The 23,209-nt window shown below is 47.0% G+C and carries 21 protein-coding genes; 17 read left to right on the top strand and 4 right to left on the bottom strand.

Going from position 1 to position 23,209, the window contains the following annotated elements:
• The first annotated feature begins 27 nt into the window (after nt 1-27).
• The 3 genes from Pan241w_RS25390 (at nt 28) to Pan241w_RS25380 (ending at nt 3,219) form a co-directional block, all read left to right on the top strand.
• A complete protein-coding gene (locus Pan241w_RS25390) occupies nt 28-1,275 on the top strand; it encodes a site-specific integrase (RefSeq protein WP_145221387.1) in 1,248 nt (415 codons plus the stop codon).
• Nucleotides 1,276-1,517: 242 nt separating this feature from the next.
• Nucleotides 1,518-2,216, top strand: coding sequence for a tyrosine-type recombinase/integrase (locus Pan241w_RS25385; protein WP_198000148.1), 699 nt, complete (start codon nt 1,518-1,520; stop codon nt 2,214-2,216).
• Nucleotides 2,209-3,219: a tyrosine-type recombinase/integrase gene (locus Pan241w_RS25380; protein WP_145221381.1), complete on the top strand. Its 1,011-nt coding sequence runs from the start codon at nt 2,209-2,211 to the stop codon at nt 3,217-3,219. The genes Pan241w_RS25385 and Pan241w_RS25380 overlap by 8 nt, the downstream gene beginning before the upstream one ends.
• A gap of 186 nt (nt 3,220-3,405) precedes the next feature.
• On the opposite strand, the gene Pan241w_RS25375 is transcribed toward Pan241w_RS25380, so the two are convergent.
• The 3 genes from Pan241w_RS25375 to Pan241w_RS25365 form a co-directional block, all read right to left on the bottom strand.
• Nucleotides 3,406-3,678, bottom strand: a complete 273-nt coding sequence (locus Pan241w_RS25375) for a helix-turn-helix domain-containing protein (protein WP_145221378.1) — start codon at nt 3,676-3,678, stop codon at nt 3,406-3,408.
• A gap of 461 nt (nt 3,679-4,139) precedes the next feature.
• On the bottom strand, nt 4,140-6,434 hold the full coding sequence (locus Pan241w_RS25370) for a serine/threonine protein kinase (protein ID WP_198000147.1): 2,295 nt from the start codon (nt 6,432-6,434) through the stop codon (nt 4,140-4,142).
• Between the two features lie 351 nt (nt 6,435-6,785).
• Nucleotides 6,786-7,379 carry an RNA polymerase sigma factor gene (locus tag Pan241w_RS25365; protein WP_145221372.1) on the bottom strand — a complete coding sequence of 198 codons (594 nt, stop codon included), beginning with the start codon at nt 7,377-7,379 and terminating at the stop codon, nt 6,786-6,788.
• 418 nt (nt 7,380-7,797) lie between these two features.
• On the opposite strand from Pan241w_RS25365, the gene Pan241w_RS25360 reads away from it, so the two are divergent.
• The 4 genes from Pan241w_RS25360 (at nt 7,798) to Pan241w_RS25345 (ending at nt 11,856) form a co-directional block, all read left to right on the top strand.
• Nucleotides 7,798-8,586, top strand: coding sequence for a hypothetical protein (locus Pan241w_RS25360; RefSeq protein WP_145221370.1), 789 nt, complete (start codon nt 7,798-7,800; stop codon nt 8,584-8,586).
• A gap of 67 nt (nt 8,587-8,653) precedes the next feature.
• A complete protein-coding gene (locus tag Pan241w_RS25355; RefSeq protein ID WP_145221367.1) occupies nt 8,654-9,130 on the top strand; it encodes a hypothetical protein in 477 nt (158 codons plus the stop codon).
• A gap of 15 nt (nt 9,131-9,145) precedes the next feature.
• Nucleotides 9,146-10,072, top strand: a complete 927-nt coding sequence (locus tag Pan241w_RS25350; RefSeq protein ID WP_145221364.1) for a hypothetical protein — start codon at nt 9,146-9,148, stop codon at nt 10,070-10,072.
• Between the two features lie 23 nt (nt 10,073-10,095).
• On the top strand, nt 10,096-11,856 hold the full coding sequence (locus Pan241w_RS25345) for a type IV secretory system conjugative DNA transfer family protein (protein WP_145221361.1): 1,761 nt from the start codon (nt 10,096-10,098) through the stop codon (nt 11,854-11,856).
• Here Pan241w_RS25345 and Pan241w_RS25340 read toward each other — a convergent pair.
• Entirely contained in the window at nt 11,796-12,218 is a 423-nt protein-coding gene (locus Pan241w_RS25340; protein ID WP_145221358.1) for a hypothetical protein, read from the bottom strand. The two genes, Pan241w_RS25345 and Pan241w_RS25340, sit on opposite strands and share 61 nt — an antisense overlap.
• 158 nt (nt 12,219-12,376) lie before the next feature.
• Between Pan241w_RS25340 and Pan241w_RS25335 the strand changes: the two genes are divergently transcribed.
• The 10 genes from Pan241w_RS25335 to Pan241w_RS25295 all read left to right on the top strand — a co-directional run bounded on the left by Pan241w_RS25335 (nt 12,377) and on the right by Pan241w_RS25295 (nt 23,022).
• Complete coding sequence (locus tag Pan241w_RS25335; RefSeq protein ID WP_145221356.1) at nt 12,377-16,966, top strand: NACHT domain-containing protein; 4,590 nt, start codon at nt 12,377-12,379, stop codon at nt 16,964-16,966.
• A gap of 544 nt (nt 16,967-17,510) precedes the next feature.
• The gene (locus Pan241w_RS25330) at nt 17,511-17,771 is read left to right on the top strand and encodes a type II toxin-antitoxin system ParD family antitoxin (RefSeq protein WP_145221352.1); all 261 of its coding nucleotides are present in this window, start codon (nt 17,511-17,513) and stop codon (nt 17,769-17,771) included.
• On the top strand, nt 17,768-18,082 hold the full coding sequence (locus Pan241w_RS25325; RefSeq protein WP_145221348.1) for a type II toxin-antitoxin system RelE/ParE family toxin: 315 nt from the start codon (nt 17,768-17,770) through the stop codon (nt 18,080-18,082). Before Pan241w_RS25330 ends, Pan241w_RS25325 begins: the two co-directional genes overlap by 4 nt.
• Nucleotides 18,083-18,363: 281 nt before the next feature.
• Nucleotides 18,364-19,236 (top strand): replication-relaxation family protein, encoded by an 873-nt coding sequence (locus Pan241w_RS25320; protein ID WP_145221345.1) that lies wholly within the window; start codon nt 18,364-18,366, stop codon nt 19,234-19,236.
• Nucleotides 19,233-19,655, top strand: coding sequence for a hypothetical protein (locus Pan241w_RS29510; protein ID WP_198000146.1), 423 nt, complete (start codon nt 19,233-19,235; stop codon nt 19,653-19,655). Before Pan241w_RS25320 ends, Pan241w_RS29510 begins: the two co-directional genes overlap by 4 nt.
• A gap of 219 nt (nt 19,656-19,874) precedes the next feature.
• On the top strand, nt 19,875-20,087 hold the full coding sequence (locus Pan241w_RS25310; RefSeq protein WP_145221342.1) for a hypothetical protein: 213 nt from the start codon (nt 19,875-19,877) through the stop codon (nt 20,085-20,087).
• Nucleotides 20,088-20,406: 319 nt separating this feature from the next.
• A complete protein-coding gene (locus Pan241w_RS29950) occupies nt 20,407-20,532 on the top strand; it encodes a hypothetical protein (RefSeq protein ID WP_261344270.1) in 126 nt (41 codons plus the stop codon).
• A gap of 261 nt (nt 20,533-20,793) precedes the next feature.
• On the top strand, nt 20,794-21,069 hold the full coding sequence (locus Pan241w_RS25305) for a hypothetical protein (RefSeq protein WP_145221339.1): 276 nt from the start codon (nt 20,794-20,796) through the stop codon (nt 21,067-21,069).
• An 85-nt stretch (nt 21,070-21,154) separates the two neighbouring features.
• Entirely contained in the window at nt 21,155-21,370 is a 216-nt protein-coding gene (locus Pan241w_RS25300) for a helix-turn-helix domain-containing protein (protein WP_145221336.1), read from the top strand.
• 20 nt (nt 21,371-21,390) lie between these two features.
• Nucleotides 21,391-23,022, top strand: coding sequence for a tyrosine-type recombinase/integrase (locus Pan241w_RS25295; RefSeq protein WP_145221333.1), 1,632 nt, complete (start codon nt 21,391-21,393; stop codon nt 23,020-23,022).
• Nucleotides 23,023-23,209 lie beyond the last annotated feature (187 nt).

Here is a 23,209-nt window from a genome sequence, read left to right as displayed (position 1 = left end):
TCATCACTCATTTAGGAGGTTCGACTCATGTTCGACAAACTCTACAAACAACCGCATGCCATAGCACGCCATCAAAACGGTCCGCTGGCTGAGGAACGTCGCCGTTACCTCGTGTATTGCGCCGAGCAGCAGATGTCACTGGAGACCTTGGAACACATCGCCCGCAAAATATTAATCATTGCCAGGACTCTACGTTTAGTCGAGCGGCCTGGTGAACTGATCACTCGAACTGAAATCGTGTCTGCAGCGCATCGCTGGGTAAAAGAGCGAGGGCGGAAAGTGCAAAATGTTTGTCGTGAGTGTCGCAGGTTTATCGGACATGCCGTTCGGTGGTTGTCTTTCTTGGGACGATTGCAGACACCTGTTGCAGTCCGTCAACCGTACGCCGACCTAGTTGCACAATTCATTGACTATATGATCCAAGAGCGTGGATTATCCCAGCGGACAGTGGCATACAACAGTCAGCAAGTTCAGGCTTTCCTCACGGAAATCGACAAAGCCAATTTGCAGCTCAGGACACTGACCGGGAGCCAAGTGAATGAACTCCTGGCTAACAAAATTCGCAATCGCGGGTACGTGCGAGTGACTGTGAAACGGATTGCGACAGCGATCCGTACGTTCTTACGATTTGCGGAACAACACAAATGGTGCAAGCCGGGATTGTCGGATGCGATTAGGACACCACGGGTCTATGCCCATGAGGGGCTGCCGCTGGGCCTATCATGGGACGACGTGAATCGACTGATTGCTGCAACAGAGGGGGACGAGTCGGTCGAAATTCGTGATCGAGCCATCTTATTGCTGCTGGCGGTGTACGGTCTACGCTCCGGAGAAGTCACGACCCTTAAGTTGGATGACTTCAACTGGGAGGATGAACTTCTGACCGTCTCTCATGGAAAAAATAAGCGGCCACGGACTTATCCGTTGTGCCATCCAGTTGGCGAGGCTGTTCTCCGATACTTGCGAGTGCGACCTCGATCTGATCGGCGGGAGATATTTATCACAGTTCTGGCACCATTTCGCTCCTTACATGGCGCGACCGTGGGAGGAATGGTCAGTCGTCGTTTGCACGCATTGGGTCTGACATTGCCGCATTATGGTGCCCATGTGTTGCGGCATGCATGTGCTCGCCACTTGCTGGCGCAGGGTTTCTCATTGAAAGAGATTGGCGATCACCTCGGGCATCAATCACCGCAGGCAACGCGCATCTATGCCAAAATTGATCTGGCCGCACTGCGCATAGTTGGTGAATTCGAACTGGGAGGACTGCTATGAATATTTGCGATCTAATCACGGAATATGTGGCGTTCCGCCGAACACTCGGTGAGCGGTGCAAAACCAATGAAGACGTTCTTCGATCCTTCTCGCGTGCTATCGGTCCATGTACACCAATGACGCGGATACGTAAAAAACATCTCACGGAATTCTTGGCGGGTTCGGACCGGATCACCAACGCATGGCATGTCCGTTATTCAGCGATGAAAGGATTTTTCGAGTTTGCAATCAATCATGGGGACATGCAAAACAACCCCCTGCCAACACAATTGCCAAAACGCCTTCCGACGCTGATTCCATATATTTACTCACGAGCAGAAATCCGCCGGTTACTGAACGCAATTCGTTTGGTGCAACTCCCCAATCGAATGGAGCCGCCTACGCTGCGAGCGATTCTGTTGCTGATGTACGGGGCGGGATTGCGTCGTAGTGAGGTGCTCAACCTGTTAGCTGCCGACGCGGATTTGGAAAACTCTCTACTCACCATTCGCGACACCAAGTTTTTCAAATGTCGATGGGTTCCGATTGGCCAAGATCTGACAACCGTACTCAGTGACTATGCCAGTTGGCGGTCTGTCCGATTTCCAGCAGCGGGTGTTGATGGTCACTTCTTTCTTGATTGCAACGGGGAGCCACTCTCCTGGTGGCCGCTGCATCATGCGTTTGATCGTCTTCGACAACACGCCGGTGTGCAACGGTCGGATGGCGGACGCTATCAGCCTCGGATGCATGATCTTCGTCACACGTTCGCAGTTCACCGCCTAACAGATTGGTATAGAAAGGGATTGGACGTTCAACGGTTGGTATATCACCTCTCCGTTTACCTGGGACACTCACAGCCAGCCAACACACAAGCTTACCTAACCATGACACCGGAGCTGTTGCAGCAAGCCAGTACCTGCTTCGAGCGGTACGCCTGCGGGGAGGATAATCATGCGTGACATATCCTTGATCGGCCCATGGGTTCGCCGATTCCTCATGGAGCATATAATCGGTGAGCGAAATCTCGCCCTGAATACTCAGCGAAGTTACCGCGACACCTTGCGGCTGTTACTACCAGCTATCGTACGGCGAACACGCAAATCAATTGATCGCCTGACCGTGACCGATATCTCGGCCGACCGCGTGCGCCAATTCTTAAATGACTTGGAGGAGAAACGGGGATGCACAATCGCTACCCGCAATCAACGATTGGCGGCCATTCACGCCCTGGCTAAGTTCATTGGCTTGCATGCTCCAGAACTGATCGAATGGTGTGGACAAGTGCGAGCCGTGCCATTCAAAAAAGCTCCACGAGCGCTCATCACTTACCTGGAGAAGCCAGAAATGGATGCCTTGCTCGCGGCGCCAGATCTGGCGACCGCACAGGGCCGGCGGGATCACGTCTTACTCCTGTTTCTGTACAACGCAGGAGCCCGGGCTGATGAAGCGGCCCAGCTCCTGATTAGTGATTTGTCATTGACTCATGTCCCAGACCGCGACACGGCCTCAGTTCTGATCCGCGGCAAAGGGAATAAGTGCCGACAGTGTCCATTGTGGCCACAGACAATTCAGGAATTAGCAACACTGGTCCAAGGGCGTGATCCCAGCGAACACGTATTTCTGAATCGTTGCGGACGACCAATTACAAGATTTGGCATTCATTCGCTTGTGGAGCGTACTGCAGGACGTGCATCCAAACAGATGCCCTCTTTGACTAAAAAACGAGTCAGTCCACATACGATTCGACACACGACAGCGACACACTTATTGCGTTCGGGAGTCGATATCAACACGATTCGAGCGTGGCTTGGTCATGTCTCGCTGACGACGACGAATGTCTACGCGGAAGTGGACTTGCAGACAAAAGCTAAAGCCCTAGCCAGCTGCGAAGTCAAAGGGAAAAAGAACGGCAAACCGTGGAAGGAGAATAAAGGACTCATGGAATTCCTGCGATCTCTATAGTCCGGTTGGTTATGTGGCGATCAGGACAGTCTCGCACGGTAGAGATGGAGCGAACGGAAGCAACGCCACATAACCAGCTTGCCAACATAACTGCAAAAATATTACAGCCGAACAACTCAATTACTGGAAATGGATATTGAAAAGCCCCGAACTGAAGCGGCAACTCATCCCACTCCCAAGGATGAATCATTTTCTTAATTTCTTCTGCCCCTGATTCTGTTTCAACTTAAATTCCAAGGCATCCACAAACTCTGGAAGCGTGGTACCCAAAGCGTGACATACTGTCCGAAGTTGAATGATATCCATGCGTCGCTCTCCGCGTTCGCATTTGCTTACAAATGACTGACTTTGCCCAAGCCGTTTAGCCAATTCGACTTGAGAAACTTTTTTCTGCTTTCGAGTTTCTTTCAGTAACCGAAGCAGGATTGAATATTCCTGGGTAAAAACGGACTTTTCCATATCGCCTCTTGAAATAAAGAAAGGCGAATCGTATAGTCCGTATTGGAATAGTCCAAAATGGACTATAATGAGATTTTATGTCAACTGAGGAGAAAAGAGATGACCAACGGTGGCTCAAAAAGTCCAGAAGAGAAAAAGCAGGAACAGAAACAAGAGGCCAAACCTACATCTGAATCAAAATAGTGTGGTTTGAATCTTGAGCGCATAGACGAATATTCCCGTTTATGCGCTCTTTCATGTTTCAGAAAGTCGCACCAAATAAGGATGTTTTTTCGATTGAGGGTCAGATAGCGCGAAATGTTATTCGGAAAAGCAAATTGCTTTGCACAGCATGAAGCCGCTATAGCGGTTTAGCTGGAGTCTGATATCTACTAAATTGGGAGACTATTCAATATTTTGCCCGACATAATTTTACTGGTAAGCACTGAGGGTTAAGAAGGTTTTCACTAAATTATCTGAACTTACTGATACTCGATCAGATACGTTTCACCCGATTTGCTCTGAAACAAGATTTTTTGGAACCGGACAGCATCTTGGTCAACACCGAGTCCAAGAGCTTTGGGATAGATGCGCCACATCTCTCTGATGGATAATTCCGATTGTTTTCCTTCCCAATGAAACACTTCATTCTCATCGATTTGAAAATGAATGGCTACTTGATTATCGAGTTCCAATTGCACATCCACTTCTATGGTAAATTCTTTTCTATTTGCAAATAGCCCTGTTTTGCGCATGTCCCAATATCTTCCATTGACGTGTTGTATTCCAAATTGATTCCCATCTTTACCGAGAGAAATCATGCAATAGGCTTCTCCTACAGGGAGCATGAGGTTGATTTCCCCATTACCCTGGATGCGTGTCAGTTGAACCTGCAATTGGTAGCTGCCTGTCGGAACCACCGGCAAAATCAAGCTTGAAAAATCGCTTCCACCTTCGATAAAGAGTTCTTGTCTGAACTTATTCTCGTGTTCTTTCTCTGGAACTTGAGCGGTTTTCCAGTTTCCTCTGAATGCATGCTGGCTGGAATCGATTTCTTCCAGTAAGTTTTTTGGCTCTAGATAGTGATCGGTCCTGTGAAACTTCCAGCGGTTTTGAGAAATTATGCCCTTGTCTTCAACATTGAGTGAGAGACTGTGAAAAACTACTTCTGCCTGCTGGGCACCCAAACCAAAACTATGCTGCTGGACCTGCCAATCACTACGCAGTGAAAGCGATTCGAGGGAGCCCTGCCAGCTCAGTACAGTAGAGCCATTTAGATCTGCTGAAATGAAAGCCCGTGAATTGTTTGTGGCTACTTTTAACAGTAATTGGTGACGCTGAAAATTTGGAAGATGTCCTGGAAGATGATTTCCGAGTTCCTGTCCGTAAGGAAGTGCCAATCCACACCATTGATCACGCCCCACTGATAGCATTCCGCTCTTTTTGCCAACTGGGAAGATCAGGTTGATTTCTCCAGTCCCCAGTTTGCGAGTGAATTCGAGCTCCAGTTGGTAGTCGTCTTCTGTTTGAACGGGAATCGACAAGCGAGAAAATCCCCCGGGCAACACCCTCAATCCCTCCTGAGTCTTGGACCAGTCTCCAACAACAGTGTCTACAGGCAGTTGAACTTCTTTCAGGAGATCAACGTTTGCCCAGAGTGAGGGGCTAGAGGCTTCTGGTTGTGTCGAGGGATTTTGTGGAATAGCGGTTACCTGATTATCTGATGGCTTCAGCTGCGAGAACCACCAGATGGCCACAAGAATTAGAACAGCAACTCCAATTGCAGTCTTGTAATTACTCGAAATGGATAGATGAGGCAAAACTTTAGCTGTATCATCAGTGTTAAGTTGTTTCAGCGCAATCGCAAACTCTTGCATCGAGCTAAATCGGTCTTCCGGTTTCTTGGCGATTGCTTTAAGGATAATTTGCTCCAGTTCAGGACGAATGCTGGAATTGAGTGAAGAAGGGGACATCGGTTTTTTAGAGAGAATTTGACCGATCACCTGATTCACCGACCCGGTAAAGGGTAGCTCACCAGTACAAAGCTCGTACAGGATCATCCCCAGTGAATAAATATCGCTGGCAGGTCCGATTATTTCTGTCTCACCCCCAGCCTGTTCGGGAGACATATATGCAGGCGTCCCGAGAAGTTGTCCCTGCTGCGTCAATTTGGTTTCATCGCTCTGGTGAAACAACGATAAACCAAAATCAGTAATAACCGGTTGGTCTCCTTCTCTGTCAAGCAGAATATTGGCGGGTTTCAGATCACGATGCACGATTCCCGCATCATGAGCAGAAGCCATTGCTAAAGCCAGTTGTCTAACCAGCTTTATTGATTGATCCAGAGTTGGATTTTCTTGTTTCTTCCTTTCTGCCAATGATCCCCCGTCTATATAGGGCATCACCAGGAGGACACAATCATCTGTCTCTAACAAATCATAAAGGGGGCAGATATTGGGATGGTTGAGTGCTGCAATTGATTTTGCTTCTCGCAGGAACCGTTTTTCCTCTTCAGAACCAGGTTGTAAATTGTGTCTGGGGATTTTCAGGGCGACATCGCGCTCTGTCTTAGGATCATGAGCTCGTAAAACCTGTCCGAAAGCACCTTCTCCTAGAATTTCTTTAACCACATACCGTCCATATCTGCGACGCGCCAACTGGTGTCCTTCTGGAAGAATTGTGGTCTGATTTGCCAGTTGTGATTCGGTCCAGGGCTCTGACAGATTGCCGCGATTAGGCAGATCTTGTTTGGCTGCCTGTTGTAATCGAGGAATCAATGACTCCCTCAGTTGCGGAAATCGCGATTCATATTCGGAAATATCTAAATGGGAGTCGGCTCTTAATCGCAGAATATATTCTGCGACAATCAGTTCCTGGTACGAATCGTGATCTTGAATCAGTTCCGGAAATCGTTCCACATACTCTTCTACTCGAACTGATTGGTCTGCTTTCAGCCTCTGTTCCAATTCTGCATGAACAAGTTCGGTGAGCAAAACTGATCGATCAATTCCATCCTGAAGTAAAAAGTCTTCGATTGGGGATGAGACATTCGAGTGGAGTGAGTCTTCAAACTGTGCGACAATTGCTTCCAGTTGTTGCCAATCTGAGTGTGAATCAGACATTACGTACTACTCCAGCAATTCAACGAGTTCTGTCCTGGCCCGGCTTAATATCCTACGTACGGTCCGTTCGCTTCGGTTGACTTCCTGACTGATTTCCCGCTCACGAAATCCCTGAAGACGCATGGAAATCATGGTTTGTCCCTGTTCATCAAAAGGGCGCATTAAGTGATCAACGATTTCCGTCAGTAAAACTGCCTGCTCGGAAGTGGGCTCACGAGAAATTAACTCCCATCCTCCTATTGCCTGATTTTCAATTTCTGGACGATCGATGGCGTCTTCACGTGAAATGTCTCGTTTCTTTCCTCGGAAGTACCGAGCCTGTTTAGCACATTTTCGTACGGTGATTGTGACTAACAAAGCCCAAAGCCCATCCCAACTTTCCAGATCGAAATCATCACTTTGATTTCGACGAAAGAAACTCTGATAAACCGACTGGAGAATATCTTCCGGATCTACTTTCTGTTGCAACCTCGCATTGAGGCGGGAGCGTGCCAAGAGCAGTAATCTGCCTGTAAATCGCTGAAAAATCTCATCGGCAGCCTGCTCGTCTCCTGTTCCCAAGCGTTTCATGACTTGCTGAAAAGTGGATGTGGAGTCCATTGATCAACATCCAGAAACTATTTCAGAAAATTTGTGAAAAGCCATGTTTTACTGTCCTCAAAAAAACTGTTCCTCCAATTGGTCAAATAGGGGGAGACCTTGGAAATGAACCTAAGGCTCCATGATGAACATTTTGTCCCAAGAAAGAGGAAAGAACAATGCCATTGATCCTGATTACAGCTGCTTTCGTGAGAACTCTTTCCACCGAAACCGAACTATTCAATCGAGAAACGGTCGCCTTACCCGTCGTCAAGTTAGTTCTCGGGAGCCTGAAACTGAGGATTTAACTCGATGTTAAAACAAGTGAGCTCAACTGGCTCCCTTTCTGGCAAGAGAAAATGAATCAGGTTTGACTGAAACAACTCAGTTTATGACATACCCATTTCACAACAACATCGATTCAAAACAGGAGAAGACAATGTCACGATTCTTTTTTATCACAGTAGTATTTTCATTTGCATCACAGTCACTTATCGCTTTTGCAGAGAGTAAGCCGATCTACAATGCCAGATCATTGGTCGATCGAGACTGGGCTTGCGCCTACAGCATCACCCATACAGATTACAACAGATCAACCTTTGCAGATAACGATCAATCAACAAACCGTCGTACAACTCGCTACGGAGCTTCTCAGCCTTCGAAATACAATTCAACAGTTTCCACGATTCTCTCGTTAAAACCAGTAGAGGCTTGGGATGAAGGAAAAGCATGGATTCTCAAAGCAACTGAAAATGACGGGAACACAAATCAAACCACCTATGAATCCTGGAAGGGCTTTTATCAGTTTCTGGGGGATCCGGACGATGATGAGAACTTGGTTTTGCGTCTTGGTTTTACCAGAAAATATTCCGGTAAGAAAAGTCTTAACGGTATTACATGGTCCCTGGATACCCGCTATGAGAAAAAGGGAGCTGACATTTTCATTCCTTTGGATGGACGGACTGTCCCCAAAAATCGAATCACCCTTTCAGTGGTAGAAGGTTTTTTTGTTAATTCTCAAGGAGAGCCGACTATCGTCCGGCACGAACCCTATGGTTTTCTGCAAAAGCTTTCCGGCGTTGGGGATATTAAAACGGTCTATTCCACCGGATTTATCGGATTGGGTGATACCGTTGTGATGAAAGATGTTCCTGTCGAGGTTCTTCTGAAATCAACCGGACTACTCAATTCTCTTCCCACTGGCTGCAAGCTGCATCTCAGTAAATAAACCATCCAAAGCTTCATACCTGTTACAGACGTTCCATAGAGAATTAGAACCAAGAAAGGAAGTTACCATGTATGCCATCATCATCGCCGTTGCTCTGGGGAATTTTCAAGGACTTGATCAAATAGAGCCAGGGAACTGGGTTCACAAAAGTAATGATCAGTATCTGCAGCTCAACATGCAGTTGTTTGGACGGAATTCAAAATTGAAAACGGTTTCGTTTATGTTTACTAGAGTGGGTAAAAATCCGTCTGGAAAGCCTTATTTTGAGATCAAGCAACTTGGAGGACTGTATTCGGTCGAGCAGAAAGGAGATGAAAAACTCATCTATTGTGAATTTGCACGGCTGACCGAACTTTTTGAAAACAGGGGAAAGGAGTCCAGCAAGCGAAATGTTGATTATACAGTCGTATTTCACGCAAAAGTGACCCGCTCAGGAGAGCTGGAAATTTACTATACCAGTGACGATGTGAAAAACCTGATTGGATGGCCTGTGAATCAAAAAATGAGATTCCAGAAGAAAACGAAGGATTCGATTTCAAAATAACTTTTTGAACCAGAAATGCTGCCAATATTCGAATCAGATATCGGCAGCATTTTTTTTACGCTTGGGAATCTTTCATCGAAGGCGATAAAGATGGACTCATTATTCAGTGATACCGACTTATTCAGTTTGTTGTTTCCGGCACTGATTTTTCTTTATGTCGGACAGCTGTGCGTGAAGTCGAATTCAAAAGCTGACCTCTGGAGCAAACGGATCGCCTCTTTCCTGTTTGTATTGATGATTGGTGTAGAAATTCTTACTGGAGATGTGATTGATCCCTATCAGTTTGGTGGGACGGTGACCACGGCCTTGGTAGTCGCTGGCATGGCACTGGGACTTTGCTGGATCTTGCTTCCCATACTCTTTTCGCTTTATGAACAAACAATTGGGGCTGGTGTAGAACGCTTGAGATCTTTCCTGAGAAAACGACGTGAGCGTTTACAAGAAAAGAAACTGGAACAAGAACGGAAGCGAAGTCAAAAAGAGAGAGAAGCTGAATTAAGACGGAGAAAGCCCGAACAAGAACAACAGCAGCAAGAAGCAGAACGCAGGAAACAATATCAAGAGGATCAGCAGCGTCGACGGGAGGAAGTACGCCTTCAATGTCAATTACTATACGACCAACATGCCCTGGAATTGAGAGATAAGCTCAAGCCGGAACGATTGGAAGCTTATTTTCATGAATATCTCTCCGACCAGTATTCCGCAGAAATGGTGGAGAAACGGGGTGAATTACTCAAGGAGATGATTGCTCAGTCACTCGGCAGAGAACCAAATGGCCAGACTAATTTTAACTCGTTGCAGGAAATTGCTCTCTATTTTCGAGAACAGAGAATCGAGATTGAAAAACTCGAATACGATCCAATCACTCTTCAGACGATTCAAGCTTCGCTCAGTGCACAGGAGGAAGGACTGATTCGAGCATTTTTATCACGTAATCACTAACCTGCAATGATCAGGAGATTGTCATGATTCCTATTCAGCTCGGAGTAGACCGGTTGACTGATTCTCAGATCAATATTGAACCGGATCAGTTTCGTACGCATTTTCACTTAATTGGAGCTACCGGTTCAGGAAAGTCGACCGCCATTCAGACATTATTACGGCCGATTTTGATGCAGCCACGATCAGAGATGTGTGCTCTCTTTCTAATTGATCCCATGGGCAATTTGTCCCGGGATTTACTCGGTTGGATGGCCAATGAACGAATTTGTCCACAGCATGTGCGGGATCGCCTGGTTTATATCGAGCCAGCGCGGGAAGACATCATTATGCCATTCAATCCACTTTCGCATACGTCTGAAGCGAACCGCTATTACCAGACCATGCGCTCAGTCGACATTGTGCTGCGGGCCTGGGCAGCTCAGGATGTTTCTCAGCAACCCCGTTTATTGCAGTGGACATACAAGGCCTTTTGTGCGGCAGCGATGATGGGGCTACCCATAGCGATGTGCAAACATCTGTTGCATCCTGGATCTCCGGAGCATGAAGCCATTCTGAACCGGATCCCTGGCGATATCCGCTTTCATTGGAATGATATTCTGGGAGCACGTGGCAGTGAAGCGGTACGGATTCTGGAATCGACACGCAATCGACTGGACCCGTTTTTTGAATCCACCAACCTGCGTCGTATGTTTGGCTGTACACGAAGCCTCTTTGATTGCGAGCGTTTTATCAAAGAACGAAGGATCGTCATTCTCAACCTGGGAAAATACGGAAGGCTTCCTGGATTCGTTGCTGATACGATTGGTGCTTTGGCTCTCAATGAAATCGTGGAGACTGCCAGTCGACTTTCAACGAATGCAGGAAAACAGGCCGTTGATCCGACTTATGTTGTAATGGATGAGTTCCAAAAGTATGTCTCCGTTGATATTGAGGATGCCCTCCCTACTGTCAGGCAAATGGGACTGAGGTTGATTCTGGCCCATCAATCTTTTGCACAACTGGATCGGGAAGACGTGGATTTGACGCAGATGATCTGGCAAGCCCGTAGCCGGCTGATGTTTGCCAACAATGCCCGGGATGCCGACATCATTGCGGATGAACTGACCAAACTGACGTATGAATCCAGAAAAATCAAAGACATACTCAAGAGCAAAAAACAGTTGATTATCGGTTACCGCAAAGAATGGCTCGAAACGGAATCGAGCACCAGTACCAGATCGACTTCCAATATGGAACAAAATTCAACCGGTTACAGTCAGTCCAGCGGCGAATCAATTCCACCAGAAACATATCGCCCGACAAAATCTAAAAAAGATGGCAGGAACTCTTCTACTTCAAAAGGTCATACGCACGCTGACAGTACAGGGAACACCTCCGGACGCAGTGAGTCGAATGTACCGATCCATGATACGTTCGAGGAGATCAGCAACATCACCTACGAAAGTTTTGAAGAGCAGTCCCTGCAATGGGGCAAGCAGATACGTGGATTGCAGACGGGGGAAGCGTTTGGCATGTTTGCCGGTGACCCTGATGTGCATTTCGTGAATGTCGATTATTTGCCGATATACGACTCTCCTCAGCTGCGGGAGGCTGTCGATGCACTCATCGAAAAGAACTTTGAGTCAGATTTTTTCATCTCAGCCTCCGAAGCAGATCGGGAAATCGAACAGTACCGTAAACAACTCCTGCAAGTGCCACCGATACAGCTGTCCGATCAGGATTATCAGGTCAAACCGGAAGTGACCAGTGATGATCCAGAAAAATCCTCTGATCCGTTCCGTTGAGTGATCGCGTGTGTCAGGTTCGCTGCTTCTCGGAGCGAGAGTCCTCCATGTTCGGTGATCTGCTCCAGTACTTGCTGAAACTGAGACCGTTCATCAGCGCGAACGCCGAATTGAATCAGATATTGCATATTGAGTTGGTGTTCTGCCTGTTCATGTGCGATGTTATCGTTAATTTGTGTATTGAGTGCTTCCTGATGTTTTACAGCCGCTTCAGCTTGCCTGATTTCCTGAAGGCGGAGCCGTGCATCACCACGACGGATCGCGATACCGATATCCGAACTCGCCGGATGTTGTTCAAACAGCTTGGGTGCGTAGCTATCGAGCGGGTTGTCCTCTCTGATGTGACGAGAAGTCTTGCGCATGCAGGGATTTTATGCCCCAATCATAGTTATTGTCACTTGTGCGAAGGGCTTAACTATGGTGTAGTTTGCATTTCCTAGGCACATTGGCAACGGTATAATTTAATTTTGTGAATCAGTAACTGGCTCCTTGGTTATAAAATCAAATACTTGAAAGTGATATGCCTCGACCCGGTGGTGAATCTGACAAACTTGGAAACCAGTACGAAGCGATTTGGACTGTTGAAGCAGTCATTGATGTCGTTGTTGGAACATTTAAGTCGATCACCTGCGAAGCGTTCGGCAACGATTCGATGGGGGTCGAATTCCACCTAACAAATCATGATGACTCTTCTCAGTTTCATTCCGTCAAGCGGCAGAAACAAGGTGGTGATTGGTCAATTGCGGACTTATGTCGAAGAGACAAATCAACTGGGCGCAGCATTCTTGGAGACTTATTTGAAAAATGTCGTAAGTGTCCAAATGCGCGAATATGCTTCATTTCATCAACTGGTGCTAACGAACTTCGTGAATTGTCGGAGCGAGCAGATGTTCCAACTAACGTTCAAGAATTCAGAACGGCTCTTTCTTCTTCTGCGAAACTACAATCTGAATTTATAAAACACATCATTCCAATGTTCGATGATTATCAGGAATTTGCATTCAAAGCATTGAAGGCATTAGAAGTAATCCCACGAGGACATCGTGATCTAACTCGAACCGTAGACCGAAGAATTGACGAGCTCTTTTATAGTACGGATGGTTCTAATTTGAAGCCAGGCGATGTACGAAGAATGCTTGCAGAGTACATCCTAAATAACCTTGGGCGGAGGATTGACCATGATGACTTGACCCAAGTCCTTATGGAAAATCAGATAGGATTACGTGATTGGAAGTCCGACAAATCTATAAATGAAACTGTGAAGGCGATCAACAATCGTTACCTTTCAGTGGCTGAAAACGAGCTCATTAACTCGGCTCAAATTTCTCGGGAAGCCACCCAACAGATTATTGACACTTTGACAGATGATGCTTCACGCGGAGCTCTACTGGTGGCACCAGGAGGATTCGGAAAAAGTTGTGTTTTAGCTCAATGCCTGTCTCATCTTTCAAAAAATAGCACACCTTACTTATGCTTGCGAATGGACTCACTTGAACTTTGCAACACTTCTAGGCAACTCGGTAAGCAACTTGATCTACCGACATCTCCTGCAGTTGTACTTGCAGGAATTGCTAATAACGCTCCTTCAGTTCTCGTTGTGGACCAATTGGATGCAATGAGTCTTGTCTCAGGTCGAAATCCTCGCATGTGGGAAGTATTTAGTGAGCTATGCGACGAGGTGCAATCCTATCCTCATATGAAGATGATTCTCGCATGCAGAGATTTCGATCTAAAACATGATCATCGTTTGCGGAGTCTAGGAGACGCACAATCTGGCTATACAAAATGCACTCTAGATAAATTATGCAAAGCCGATATTTTGGCATCCCTAGACTTGGCTGGGTATGGACAACTCAACCCCGATGCCAAGCAAATTGAGATACTGGCAGTTCCCTTTCACCTGTTATTGTTCCTGGAAGGCGATCCGACACGAAGTTTCGCATCCGTTGGTGAATTGTATGATCGATACTGGGAACGTAAGCGGCAGAATGTTCGAAGGTACCTTGGGCGCGATCCTTATTGGAATCAGGTTATTGATGCCCTGACGCAAAAAATGAGTCAACAACAGGTTTTATTTGCTCCAAAGATAGTTACAGATGATTGGGAAGACGACGCCAAAGCAATGGTCTCTGAGCACGTGCTTGTTGAAATACAGGAGCAGCATCAATATCGCTTTTTTCATGAGTCATTTTTTGATTATGCATATGCTAGGCGTTTTTGCATTTCGGGGCGAGGTGTAGTCGATTTCCTAGAATCGACGGAACAACATCTGTTCCGTCGAGCGCAAGTCCGTCAAATTCTTGCTTACCGGAGAGAAAATGAATTTGATCTATATATCTCTGACTTATATGAGATCCTTAAGTCTCCCAAGGTTCGTTTTCATATAAAGCAAATGGTAGCGTCAGAACTTAAACGAATTGAGAAGCCAACACAAAAAGAGTGGGAGGTGATAGAGCCACACGTTTTGGATGGAGAACTTTCGCGTTATATTTCTCAAGCTTTGCGTGACCATGAAGGGTGGTTCGACTTACTGAACCTGCTACAAGTATTCAATAATTGGCTCGAATCTGACAATGCTCAACTGATTAATGCTGCAATCTGGTTTCTAGAATCCCATGGATTACATGATTATAGATCCGCACAAATTGCCGAACTGATTTCACCATATGTGGATCGCGAAGACAACAACTGGCGAGAGCGAATTTTGAGGGTCATGTCATGGGGAAAATCTCATCTTAGTAATGAGATGGCAACGATAGATCTTCGCCTCATCGCGAGCGGCGCGTATGACGACTACGAAAGTAGTGTTAGTGGCGGAGATTTTTGGAGTCAGTATTTCGATGCAGGGAAAAACTCTCCTACATTTTTCATTGATGTTTTAGCAACGTGGTTTGACCATGCTATAGAACAGTATGACGATGGTAAATCGTGGAGCTTTCTGCACAACTGCAAGCAGAATCATTCTCACGCGGGTGCGATGATGGTTGGCGAGGTTGCTTCTAATGAACCAGAGTATTTCATTGCGCAAATGCTTCCTCGGGCAGCTACTACTGTCCTGAACACGGGCGATTTGAGCAAAGAAGATGCACTCAATCGGATGTGGCCCTATCTTTACAATAATGGTGATCCATTTTACATCGACGAAGCAATCTTACTCCATTTGCGAAAGGCGCTCCAATATTTGGCTCAACAAGATGTCGAGTGCTTTCGCAAATATATGGCGACTATTATGCCATACCCATATCAGACCTTTGGATATTTACTACTTCGATCATGGACCGATAATCCAAAAGAATTTGCTGATGAGTGCGCCAAATATCTCATTGCTGATCAACGTCGATTCTATATTGGTTATGGAATTTATACGGGTGATGGTGAAGGAACTGGAGAGAGTGCAATAAGCCGGACTGCGTTAAGGGCAATTTCTCCACACTGCTCGAATAAACTATTCAAGCAAATGGAATCACTGATTATTGGCTATTGCGATGAGTACGAGAAAGGTACACCCAGGTGGCGTGGTTCCACAGAGTTGCTCGTGCTTCGTTCTCTTGACGTGTCCAGAATCTCTAAACAAACAGCGTTGAGGATTGAGGAACTCGAAAGAAAGTTTCCTAGTCTAACAGATGCAATCGTAGAAGAGGATAATACAGAACTTATGAAGCAGGTGGGATCACCAATACCGCCGGAAACAGCCAAACTCATGACAGACGAGCAGTGGATTTCGGCAATGCAGAAATATGACGGCTCGACCGATCGCTTAAAAGGTGGGCCAGCTGAGCTCTCTTGGCTTCTCGCAGACTTCGCGAGAAAGGACCGTGGTCGCTTTGCCTCACTCGCTGATCGGATGCCTGAGAACCTTAGTCCTACGTATTTCTCGGCCATTCTTGATGGGCTATGCGGGAGGTATACTAACTTCAATAAAGAAGAAAAAGTAGCTGATCAAAAGGTCTTCGAAGAGACACCAACGGCTACCTTCTTAAAAGTAATCGATCGCCTTCACAAATTGCCAAAGCGACCATGCGGATCTTCTATCACTAATTGCATCGGCCTGTTGTCTTCGCGGCAACTTCCCAAGCAAATTCTAGAGATTGTAATGTATTACGCTACAAGTGATCCGAATCCAGACACGGAAATGTGGCAGCAGACTTCAGGAGGTAATTATTATCACGGGGGTGACCCTTATCAGCACGGTATTAATTGTGTTCGAGGGCAAGCTGCTGAAGCAATCTCATCTCTACTTTTCAACGACGAGACGCGTTTCGAAATATTATTGCCGACGCTCGAAGCCCTATCACAAGACCCTATCATTTCCGTTAGAACTTGTGCGATCAATGCATTTTGCCCCTTGCTTAATTTCTCAAGAGACATAGCCGTTGATTTATTTTTTAAGGCGTGCAACGGTTCTGAAGCAATATGTGCTACACGTCCTTTCAATCACTTTATTCACTATGCGATTTATTCTCACTACGAGCAGTTGCGTGATTTATTGCAATTCGCACTTAGTTGTGAAAATACCAAAGCAATAGAGAATGCTGCTGGAGCAATTATTCTGGCAGAACTGTTTGAAGTCGATACTGGAGAAGATGCATCTAAAGTTCGTGCTGGGAATGAAACGATGAGGCAGGCAGCGGCAGATGTGTATGCAAGACACCTTTCACATGATATTGTCGGGGATAAGTGTGCCGAACATTTACGAGAATTCCTCAGTGATAATGCTGAATCCGTGCAACAGGAAGTATCCAGCGCCTTCTTCCACGTTTCGGGTGATCGCCTCCTTCAACTGGGAGGATTTATCGCTCAATTCATTGAAAGTAAATGCTTTGAGAATAAGCCTCAGCGGCTTCTCCATGCTCTTGATGAGTCGAACGTCGAACTTCCACAGATAATCTGTCGTGCAGCCGAACGCATCCTGGAATTTCTTGGTGAGGAAGGAACACATATTGCCTATCACGGCTCGATGATTGCTCATGATATTTCAACGCTCGTCGTACGTCAGTATGAGCAGACAACGGATAGCGCAATCAAATCTCACTGTTTGGACTTAATTGATCAAATGGAAAAAGTCGGTTATTTAGGAATCGGTGATGAGCTGAACCGGATTGATCGGTAACAAGTCCGTAGCTTTCTCCAATCTGAAAAAATGTTACAACTTGATTTCCAAGGAATTCCACCGGGGCCAGATAAGGGGGCCAAAGGGGATCCAGGCCGGGTCTTCGCATTGGCCCCAGCTACGATTTTCTAATGTATTCCCACCCAGCCGTTTAGGGGTCGCCAGGGTCGTGATTCGTGGCCTCATCAAACCCTGGCTATTATTGCTGCGTGGGGGTGGTATCCAGTGTTCGATTTCTCACACTGGTTTTCCCACCATTGGTCGGTCGTTCCACACCGCGATTCCCCCAATAATAGCCAGGGTTGCGACCCTGGCGACCCATCGCACGACGATCGACATAAGGTTTATTTGATCGATAACAGGAAAGAGGGCAAAACGACCGGTTCTATCGCCGGGTGCGATCTCGGCGGGGCCGAGTCTAAACGGCTCCTCCCCCCCTTTGTTGCAGGGAATTTGCCGATCAACGAAACAATCAGTTTTTGACACATTCACAATATTCATGGTATAATTGTTCCGTAATTACTTTCTTTGTCTGGAGACACTAATGTCAACCGCTTATCCCCCGGAGATCATCAAGTTCATCGAAGAAGAGATGTCTACCGGTAATTATGAAGATGAAACAGCCCTGGTGACGGAAGCATTGGAAGTCTTTCGGGAGTTGAAGCAAAGACACGCTGAGCTAAGACAGCAAATTCAACAGTCACTCGATGAAGAAAAAGCAGGTCGGGTGGCCCCCTTTGATGTTGATGAGATTATTTCAGAGCTGGAATCAGAAGTGGACGAAACAGGCCAGCCGATCTCATGAGCCAAGTCCTGCGAACAGATCAGTTTCGGTCTGCGATCAAAGAGATCGGAAAGTATATTGCCCAGGAGAGTGGCAGCCGGAAAATCGCCACTGATTTTTTACTTCGAATCGGTGAAAAATGTCAGGCCTATGCACGCCAGCCTGAAATGGGAGAGCTGAGATCCGAATTGGGCGAGGAGATCCGTTGCTTTCCCGTGGGCAGCTATGTGATTTTTTACCGTCCCATTGAAAAGGGAATCTTACTGGTTGCCATCATTCATGGGGCACGTGACATACCTGCCGTATTCAGAAAATTGTTTGATGCCAAATAATTCTTCTTGACATTTGAAGCTCCACGTTTATAAATGATGCATTGACCTTTTCAAGGTTGCCTCCGGTTGACGGATTGTCTGACACAGTCGCAAGGCTGTGAAGCCATTTCGCCCGGTTGTAAATTCATCCTTCGGGATCGTTTCACCGAGCTGCTTCCATTTTCGAAGTTTCGCTCGGTGCTCTTTTTGGTACCTGAGAGGTACACTGTTTTTACAGAACAGGGCTCCTGGCCCGGTTGCTGTGAAGAGATGAGAATTCAGAACGATCATCGGAGTGAAATATGCCCGTTACCGAAGCGGATATCCAGATTCTGGCCACGCTGGCTCGCTATTACGTTTTGACACGCGAACAGATTCAGCGACTTTGCGCTCCCCACTTGGCTTCAGGGCGTTCTCTGCGGAAACGTTTGACCAAATTGCGTCAAGCTGGTTATCTCACCAAGCATGCGATGCAGGTCACACTGCCTGGGGCGAATGGGGCCGCTCCTGTCTATTATCTCACAAAACCGGCCACGGAATTGTTGGCTTCCTATTATGATGATGAGACGTATCTGTCTGTCAGTACGCGCCAGCCCCGTGCAGATCGTTTAAATCATTGGATTGCGATGAACAAAACCCGGACAGTGATCGAACAGGGAATTGCATTACAGAGTGAAGTCAAACTCGATCGCTGGATCAACGAGTGGGAGACTGTCAACAAAACCGATCACGCCAAAGAACAGTTCTTTTTACAGACCAAACTCAACGAACAGCCTCCCTTGTCCTGTTCGCCTGATGCCGGTTTCGTGCTCTCATTACGGGGACATAAGAAAGTCTTTTACCTGGAACAGGATCTGGGAACCAGTTCACCGAAACAGATCGCGGCCCGGAAAACGAAAGGGTACGCGGAACTGGCCAATCGCAGGCTGCATCGCAAGCATTTTCCGGATACCACACTGGATGTTTTCAGTGTTTTGTTTGTCACTACCAATGCGTATCGCTGTAAAACGACGGCAGAGAAACTCAAGACACGCCCACGCCCCGATTTATGGCTCTGCATCGAACAACACGAATTAACGCCGGAAGCATTTTTACACGAACCGATTACACTGAATTGCCAGGGGGAACGGGCGCCGTTGGTCAATCCCCTGGAAACAGAATTAGAAACTCCATGACAGTAACCGTTACTAAGCAGCCACACCAAACCACTGTGACCGAGTTTGACGACGTTCAGGGACGTCAGCAAGCCAGAAAACAGGGTGTGGAGTTTTACGGTGGTTCATTCACAAAAGCTGATGAACCCCATTTTTGTTTTGTTCCCCTTTTTATGATGTCTGATAAGACCGATTCCAAAAAACCCGTGCAGTCATTCCGGCTGCGCGGCATTACTGCCAGTGTCTTCGAAAATCAATCCGAAGACGGCAAAACGACCTTCTATAAGGTAACGCTCCAGCGTTCCTATAAGCAGGGCGAGGAATGGAAATCGACCAACAGTTTCGGTCGGGATGATCTACCTATTGTCAGTTTGCTAACCAAGCAGGCCTGGGAGTTCATTCTTAACACCGAAACTAACGGTCAGAAGGAGAACAAGTGATCGTACTGGAAACGGGTGACCCTGATTGCCCGTTTCCCTCCTTCCATCTGGGAAGGGAAGCTGAGTGAGATTGACTGTGTTCAGCCCAGGTTGAACCTACTTAATATCATCGGCTGATCAACCGGATTTCAAATCATCTTTTCCGAGACAGGCAGACCTTTCCTGTACTGAACTCAACTTCGTTTTCTCAAATCCATTTAATCGGGAAAGGTCCGGATCATGAATGTCACAATTACGCAGTATCATTCGACAGAAACATGTACCTGGTGCGAAAAGAATAAGGAATGCGTCACCACTGATTTTGACGACGGATTCATCGGCAAGGCCCCTTTATGCTGGAGCTGTCTGCAGAAGGCCATCAAGGTACGTAGCAGGCAGGCTGGCTCCAAATCTGCTGAATCGGAGACAAAACCTGTTAATAAATCGAACTAAAAACCTTTCATCTTTTTTACTGGTCCTGCACACAGGGATGTAGGAACGGTCGAATCCGATGTTGAGGTGATAAATGATTCGATTCTGCACTGGGCAGATCGACATAATTTCTTTCCCCTCTTTTCTATGATTAACCAAATCATTCAAGCGTTTTGCAGGTCGTTAATGAACTGGATCAGCAGGTTCTGGATTTTGTTGAGACGCTTCTTTCGATACTGCAGAAGACGTTGTTTACGGGCTGGTAAATTCGTCTATGTTGAAATGCTGAGACCGCCAAAACGAGATATCCGTCCTACTCAGATACCTGGGGCAGGATTGGATGTCGCGATCAGCGGTCTCACATTGCTCTGCGGCGTTATTTACTTCCTGCTATGAACAGCGAATTGATGGGAGCCATTCCCTGGGGCTCCCCCAGTTTTATCTCTGCCAGGCGATGATTGGTTGAGTCTTCTATCTGGAAGACCTGCCGATAATCACTGGCTGTACATGATGGATTTCGTAGCTGAATCCCTTTCTGACCTGGATTCCCTCTCTCGGAACACCAATACCCCTTTTTCAATTCTGTCCTGATCTTCTTGCGCAGTGAGAGATCAGCTGGCATTGTTGCTTTCTGTCTGCATCGTGCAGGCACAAGCGAATCTAACGGGTTGCTGGTTCATTTGGAGAAGCAATCTAACACTGTTCCTTCCACAGAAAGGTTGAATCGATGGCTAAGAAAAGTGCAAAGCGAAGCAGTAGTAATCCTCCGGAAAAAGTGTTCCGGATTGGATTCATCTCGGCTTCCGTTTTCGGACATGAGATCGAAACAGACGAAGGCCCCATCACGGTCCGCAGCGTCAATGTGCAGAAACGGTATAAGGATGGAGAGGACGTTAAATATACGTCGTCCTTTAATCTGGCGGAATTGCCCCAGGCCATCCGCGTGCTGCAGATGGCACAGGGATACGTCGAACGGGCTGAAGCCGAAATCTTTCTGGACTAGAACTTCGGCAGATTCGTTTCTGGACGGTGATTGATCATTCGATCGCCGTCCTGCTTTTCGATTCTTTAATTCCAGGAACAGTACGATGAATAAAAATAGTAGTGGGATCATTCACGCAGCAGAAGCCTACAGTAAGGCGATGGTGATGCAACGCCTCGGTATCTCCCAGCGGTTCTGGGACAAGATGCTGGATGACGGCTTGCCGTATGTCACGGTAGGGCACACGCGTTGGATTACCGGCCAGAGCCTGCTCGAATTTTTCGAAAGTCATTCCCAAACAAAATCGAGTGAGGCAGAATAGCCTCTCCCCTCTGAACTGTCATGCCTCGCAAACCTGAAATCGGAAATGTCCAGCTCTACCCGAATCGGCCTCTCAAAGAGAAAGATAAGAACGGGTATGTTCTGAAATTCTATTGTCCGCTGCATCAGAAACGGATCCGGAAAAACTGCGGCACCCGGGATCGGCGTGAAGCCCGCCGGATCATGCGCGAGTGTCGTGAGCGATTATTGAACGGTCGCTATATTGAGTCTGGAGGCGTGATCACGGAAGCTCTGGAAATCCAGACTCACGTTCCACCCCCTGCCCCAGAGCCCCAGGAACAGGTTGAATATCTGAGCGATATGCACTGGCAGGATTGTGTGGAACACTACTATGAACACTGCAAAAAGCGTTTCCGGAATAAATCATTAGATAATTCCATGTCGCGAATCGGAATAGCTGGCCGGATCCTGGAAAATCAGCGGAAGGAGCAGGAACTTCCGGAGAATGGAAACATCGAAGAATACACCACTCTGACGGCGTTGGAGTATTTACAGGATCGGCTGCTCGCTGGTGAAGAAAGCCGGCAGGATTACCGGGCTCCGACGACGGTCAACTCTTCGATGGGGGCAATTATGGCATTCGTGCGGTACTGCTATCGTCACGACTGGATCCGGAAGATCCCTCCTCTCACCAAACTGAGTGTGGATGATGTGATGAAAGGGCGGCCGGTTAGCAGTGAAGAATTTGAAAAAATGCTAGAGGTCACTCCTGAAGTCGTAGGTAAGCAACCGGCAGATTCCTGGAAATTCGTTTTACAGATACTTTGGGAAAGTGCCTTTCGCATCAGTGATGTGATGAACTTTTCCTGGGATGATGAACGAAAGTTACACCCCGTCTGGCCGGACCGTCAGGATTTGCATCCCACAATCGTGATTCCCTCAACACAGAAGAACCGCAAAAACCAGGAAATTCCGATGCTGCCAGGTCTGCAAGATTTGCTCGAACAGGTTCCTGAAAAAGAGCGACGGGGCTGGGTGGTAAATCCTCAGCCGATGGAATATCAGATCGAAGCAGACGGTCAATGGTTCAGACCAACTAACCGGGATCTCGCCAGGCTGGCAGAACAGTACAGCAATACTGCCATCGGCCGAGCCTGCGGGGTTTCTGATACCACCATCCGGAACTGGCTCGGTAAAGCGAAAATCAAACGCAAGATCGAATTCAATCAGCATCAGGGGGAAATCGCTCCCAATTCCATTGCGAAACTCAGAAAACGAGCTGAGAAACAATCCAGCAGGCAGGCACAGAGAGCGGAGAAACGACTGTCAACAGACCGAGTCAGCCGAATCATTGCTCAGATTGGAGAGCAGGCCCGGATTATCGTTCAGCAGCCAGATGAAGAAACGGGACGCCGTCTGAAGTATGCCACTGCCCATGACCTGAGACGGGGTTGTGCTCACCGGCTGATCAACGCCGGGATCTCTGCTGAAACACTCAAAGTCATTTTACGGCACCGAGATTTTTCAACGACTGAGAAGTTTTATGGTGCGACCAAAGCTGCCCAGGCTGCTGCTTCTGAGGTTCGTGAGAAATTGGAAAATAAGAACTCTAATAATGAGCCCGCAGAATCAATGTCTCTGCTTTCTGCTGAAGAGATCCAAAAGCTCAAGATCATTCTTAATTCAATTTGAGAGGATCAATTTATTTTTGATCGGCTTTCTCAAATATATCGGACTTTTCATCCACACGACAAAGGCATCATGGAGCGCAGTGCCATAATGTCATAATATACTGAGCTGATTGAAGAGTAAACCTTGCCTATCGATAGAGCAAAACGTGTGATGTCCAAGAAATAGACATTATTCGGACTTGAGTCAG

It is taken from the genome of Gimesia alba, assembly GCF_007744675.1.
GTDB lineage: Bacteria > Planctomycetota > Planctomycetia > Planctomycetales > Planctomycetaceae > Gimesia > Gimesia alba.
Note: the sequence above shows the minus strand (reverse complement) of the source record. Positions and strands in the feature narration are given on the sequence as shown.

Excerpts from the sequence above, each read along its gene's own strand:
- Pan241w_RS25325 (WP_145221348.1), top strand. The coding sequence starts at position 17,768 with ATGAGCCAAGTCCTGCGAACAGATCAGTTTCGGTCTGCGATCAAAGAG.
- Pan241w_RS25375 (WP_145221378.1), bottom strand. The coding sequence starts at position 3,678 with ATGGAAAAGTCCGTTTTTACCCAGGAATATTCAATCCTGCTTCGGTTA.
- Pan241w_RS29510 (WP_198000146.1), top strand. The coding sequence starts at position 19,233 with ATGACAGTAACCGTTACTAAGCAGCCACACCAAACCACTGTGACCGAG.
- Pan241w_RS25320 (WP_145221345.1), top strand. The coding sequence starts at position 18,364 with ATGCCCGTTACCGAAGCGGATATCCAGATTCTGGCCACGCTGGCTCGC.
- Pan241w_RS25340 (WP_145221358.1), bottom strand. The coding sequence starts at position 12,218 with ATGCGCAAGACTTCTCGTCACATCAGAGAGGACAACCCGCTCGATAGC.
- Pan241w_RS25390 (WP_145221387.1), top strand. The coding sequence starts at position 28 with ATGTTCGACAAACTCTACAAACAACCGCATGCCATAGCACGCCATCAA.
- Pan241w_RS25355 (WP_145221367.1), top strand. The coding sequence starts at position 8,654 with ATGTATGCCATCATCATCGCCGTTGCTCTGGGGAATTTTCAAGGACTT.
- Pan241w_RS25335 (WP_145221356.1), top strand. The coding sequence starts at position 12,377 with ATGCCTCGACCCGGTGGTGAATCTGACAAACTTGGAAACCAGTACGAA.
- Pan241w_RS25295 (WP_145221333.1), top strand. The coding sequence starts at position 21,391 with ATGCCTCGCAAACCTGAAATCGGAAATGTCCAGCTCTACCCGAATCGG.
- Pan241w_RS25310 (WP_145221342.1), top strand. The coding sequence starts at position 19,875 with ATGAATGTCACAATTACGCAGTATCATTCGACAGAAACATGTACCTGG.
- Pan241w_RS25350 (WP_145221364.1), top strand. The coding sequence starts at position 9,146 with ATGCTGCCAATATTCGAATCAGATATCGGCAGCATTTTTTTTACGCTT.
- Pan241w_RS25300 (WP_145221336.1), top strand. The coding sequence starts at position 21,155 with ATGAATAAAAATAGTAGTGGGATCATTCACGCAGCAGAAGCCTACAGT.
- Pan241w_RS25345 (WP_145221361.1), top strand. The coding sequence starts at position 10,096 with ATGATTCCTATTCAGCTCGGAGTAGACCGGTTGACTGATTCTCAGATC.
- Pan241w_RS25385 (WP_198000148.1), top strand. The coding sequence starts at position 1,518 with ATGCAAAACAACCCCCTGCCAACACAATTGCCAAAACGCCTTCCGACG.
- Pan241w_RS25380 (WP_145221381.1), top strand. The coding sequence starts at position 2,209 with ATGCGTGACATATCCTTGATCGGCCCATGGGTTCGCCGATTCCTCATG.
- Pan241w_RS25360 (WP_145221370.1), top strand. The coding sequence starts at position 7,798 with ATGTCACGATTCTTTTTTATCACAGTAGTATTTTCATTTGCATCACAG.
- Pan241w_RS25305 (WP_145221339.1), top strand. The coding sequence starts at position 20,794 with ATGGCTAAGAAAAGTGCAAAGCGAAGCAGTAGTAATCCTCCGGAAAAA.
- Pan241w_RS29950 (WP_261344270.1), top strand. The coding sequence starts at position 20,407 with ATGTCGCGATCAGCGGTCTCACATTGCTCTGCGGCGTTATTTACTTCC.
- Pan241w_RS25330 (WP_145221352.1), top strand. The coding sequence starts at position 17,511 with ATGTCAACCGCTTATCCCCCGGAGATCATCAAGTTCATCGAAGAAGAG.
- Pan241w_RS25365 (WP_145221372.1), bottom strand. The coding sequence starts at position 7,379 with ATGGACTCCACATCCACTTTTCAGCAAGTCATGAAACGCTTGGGAACA.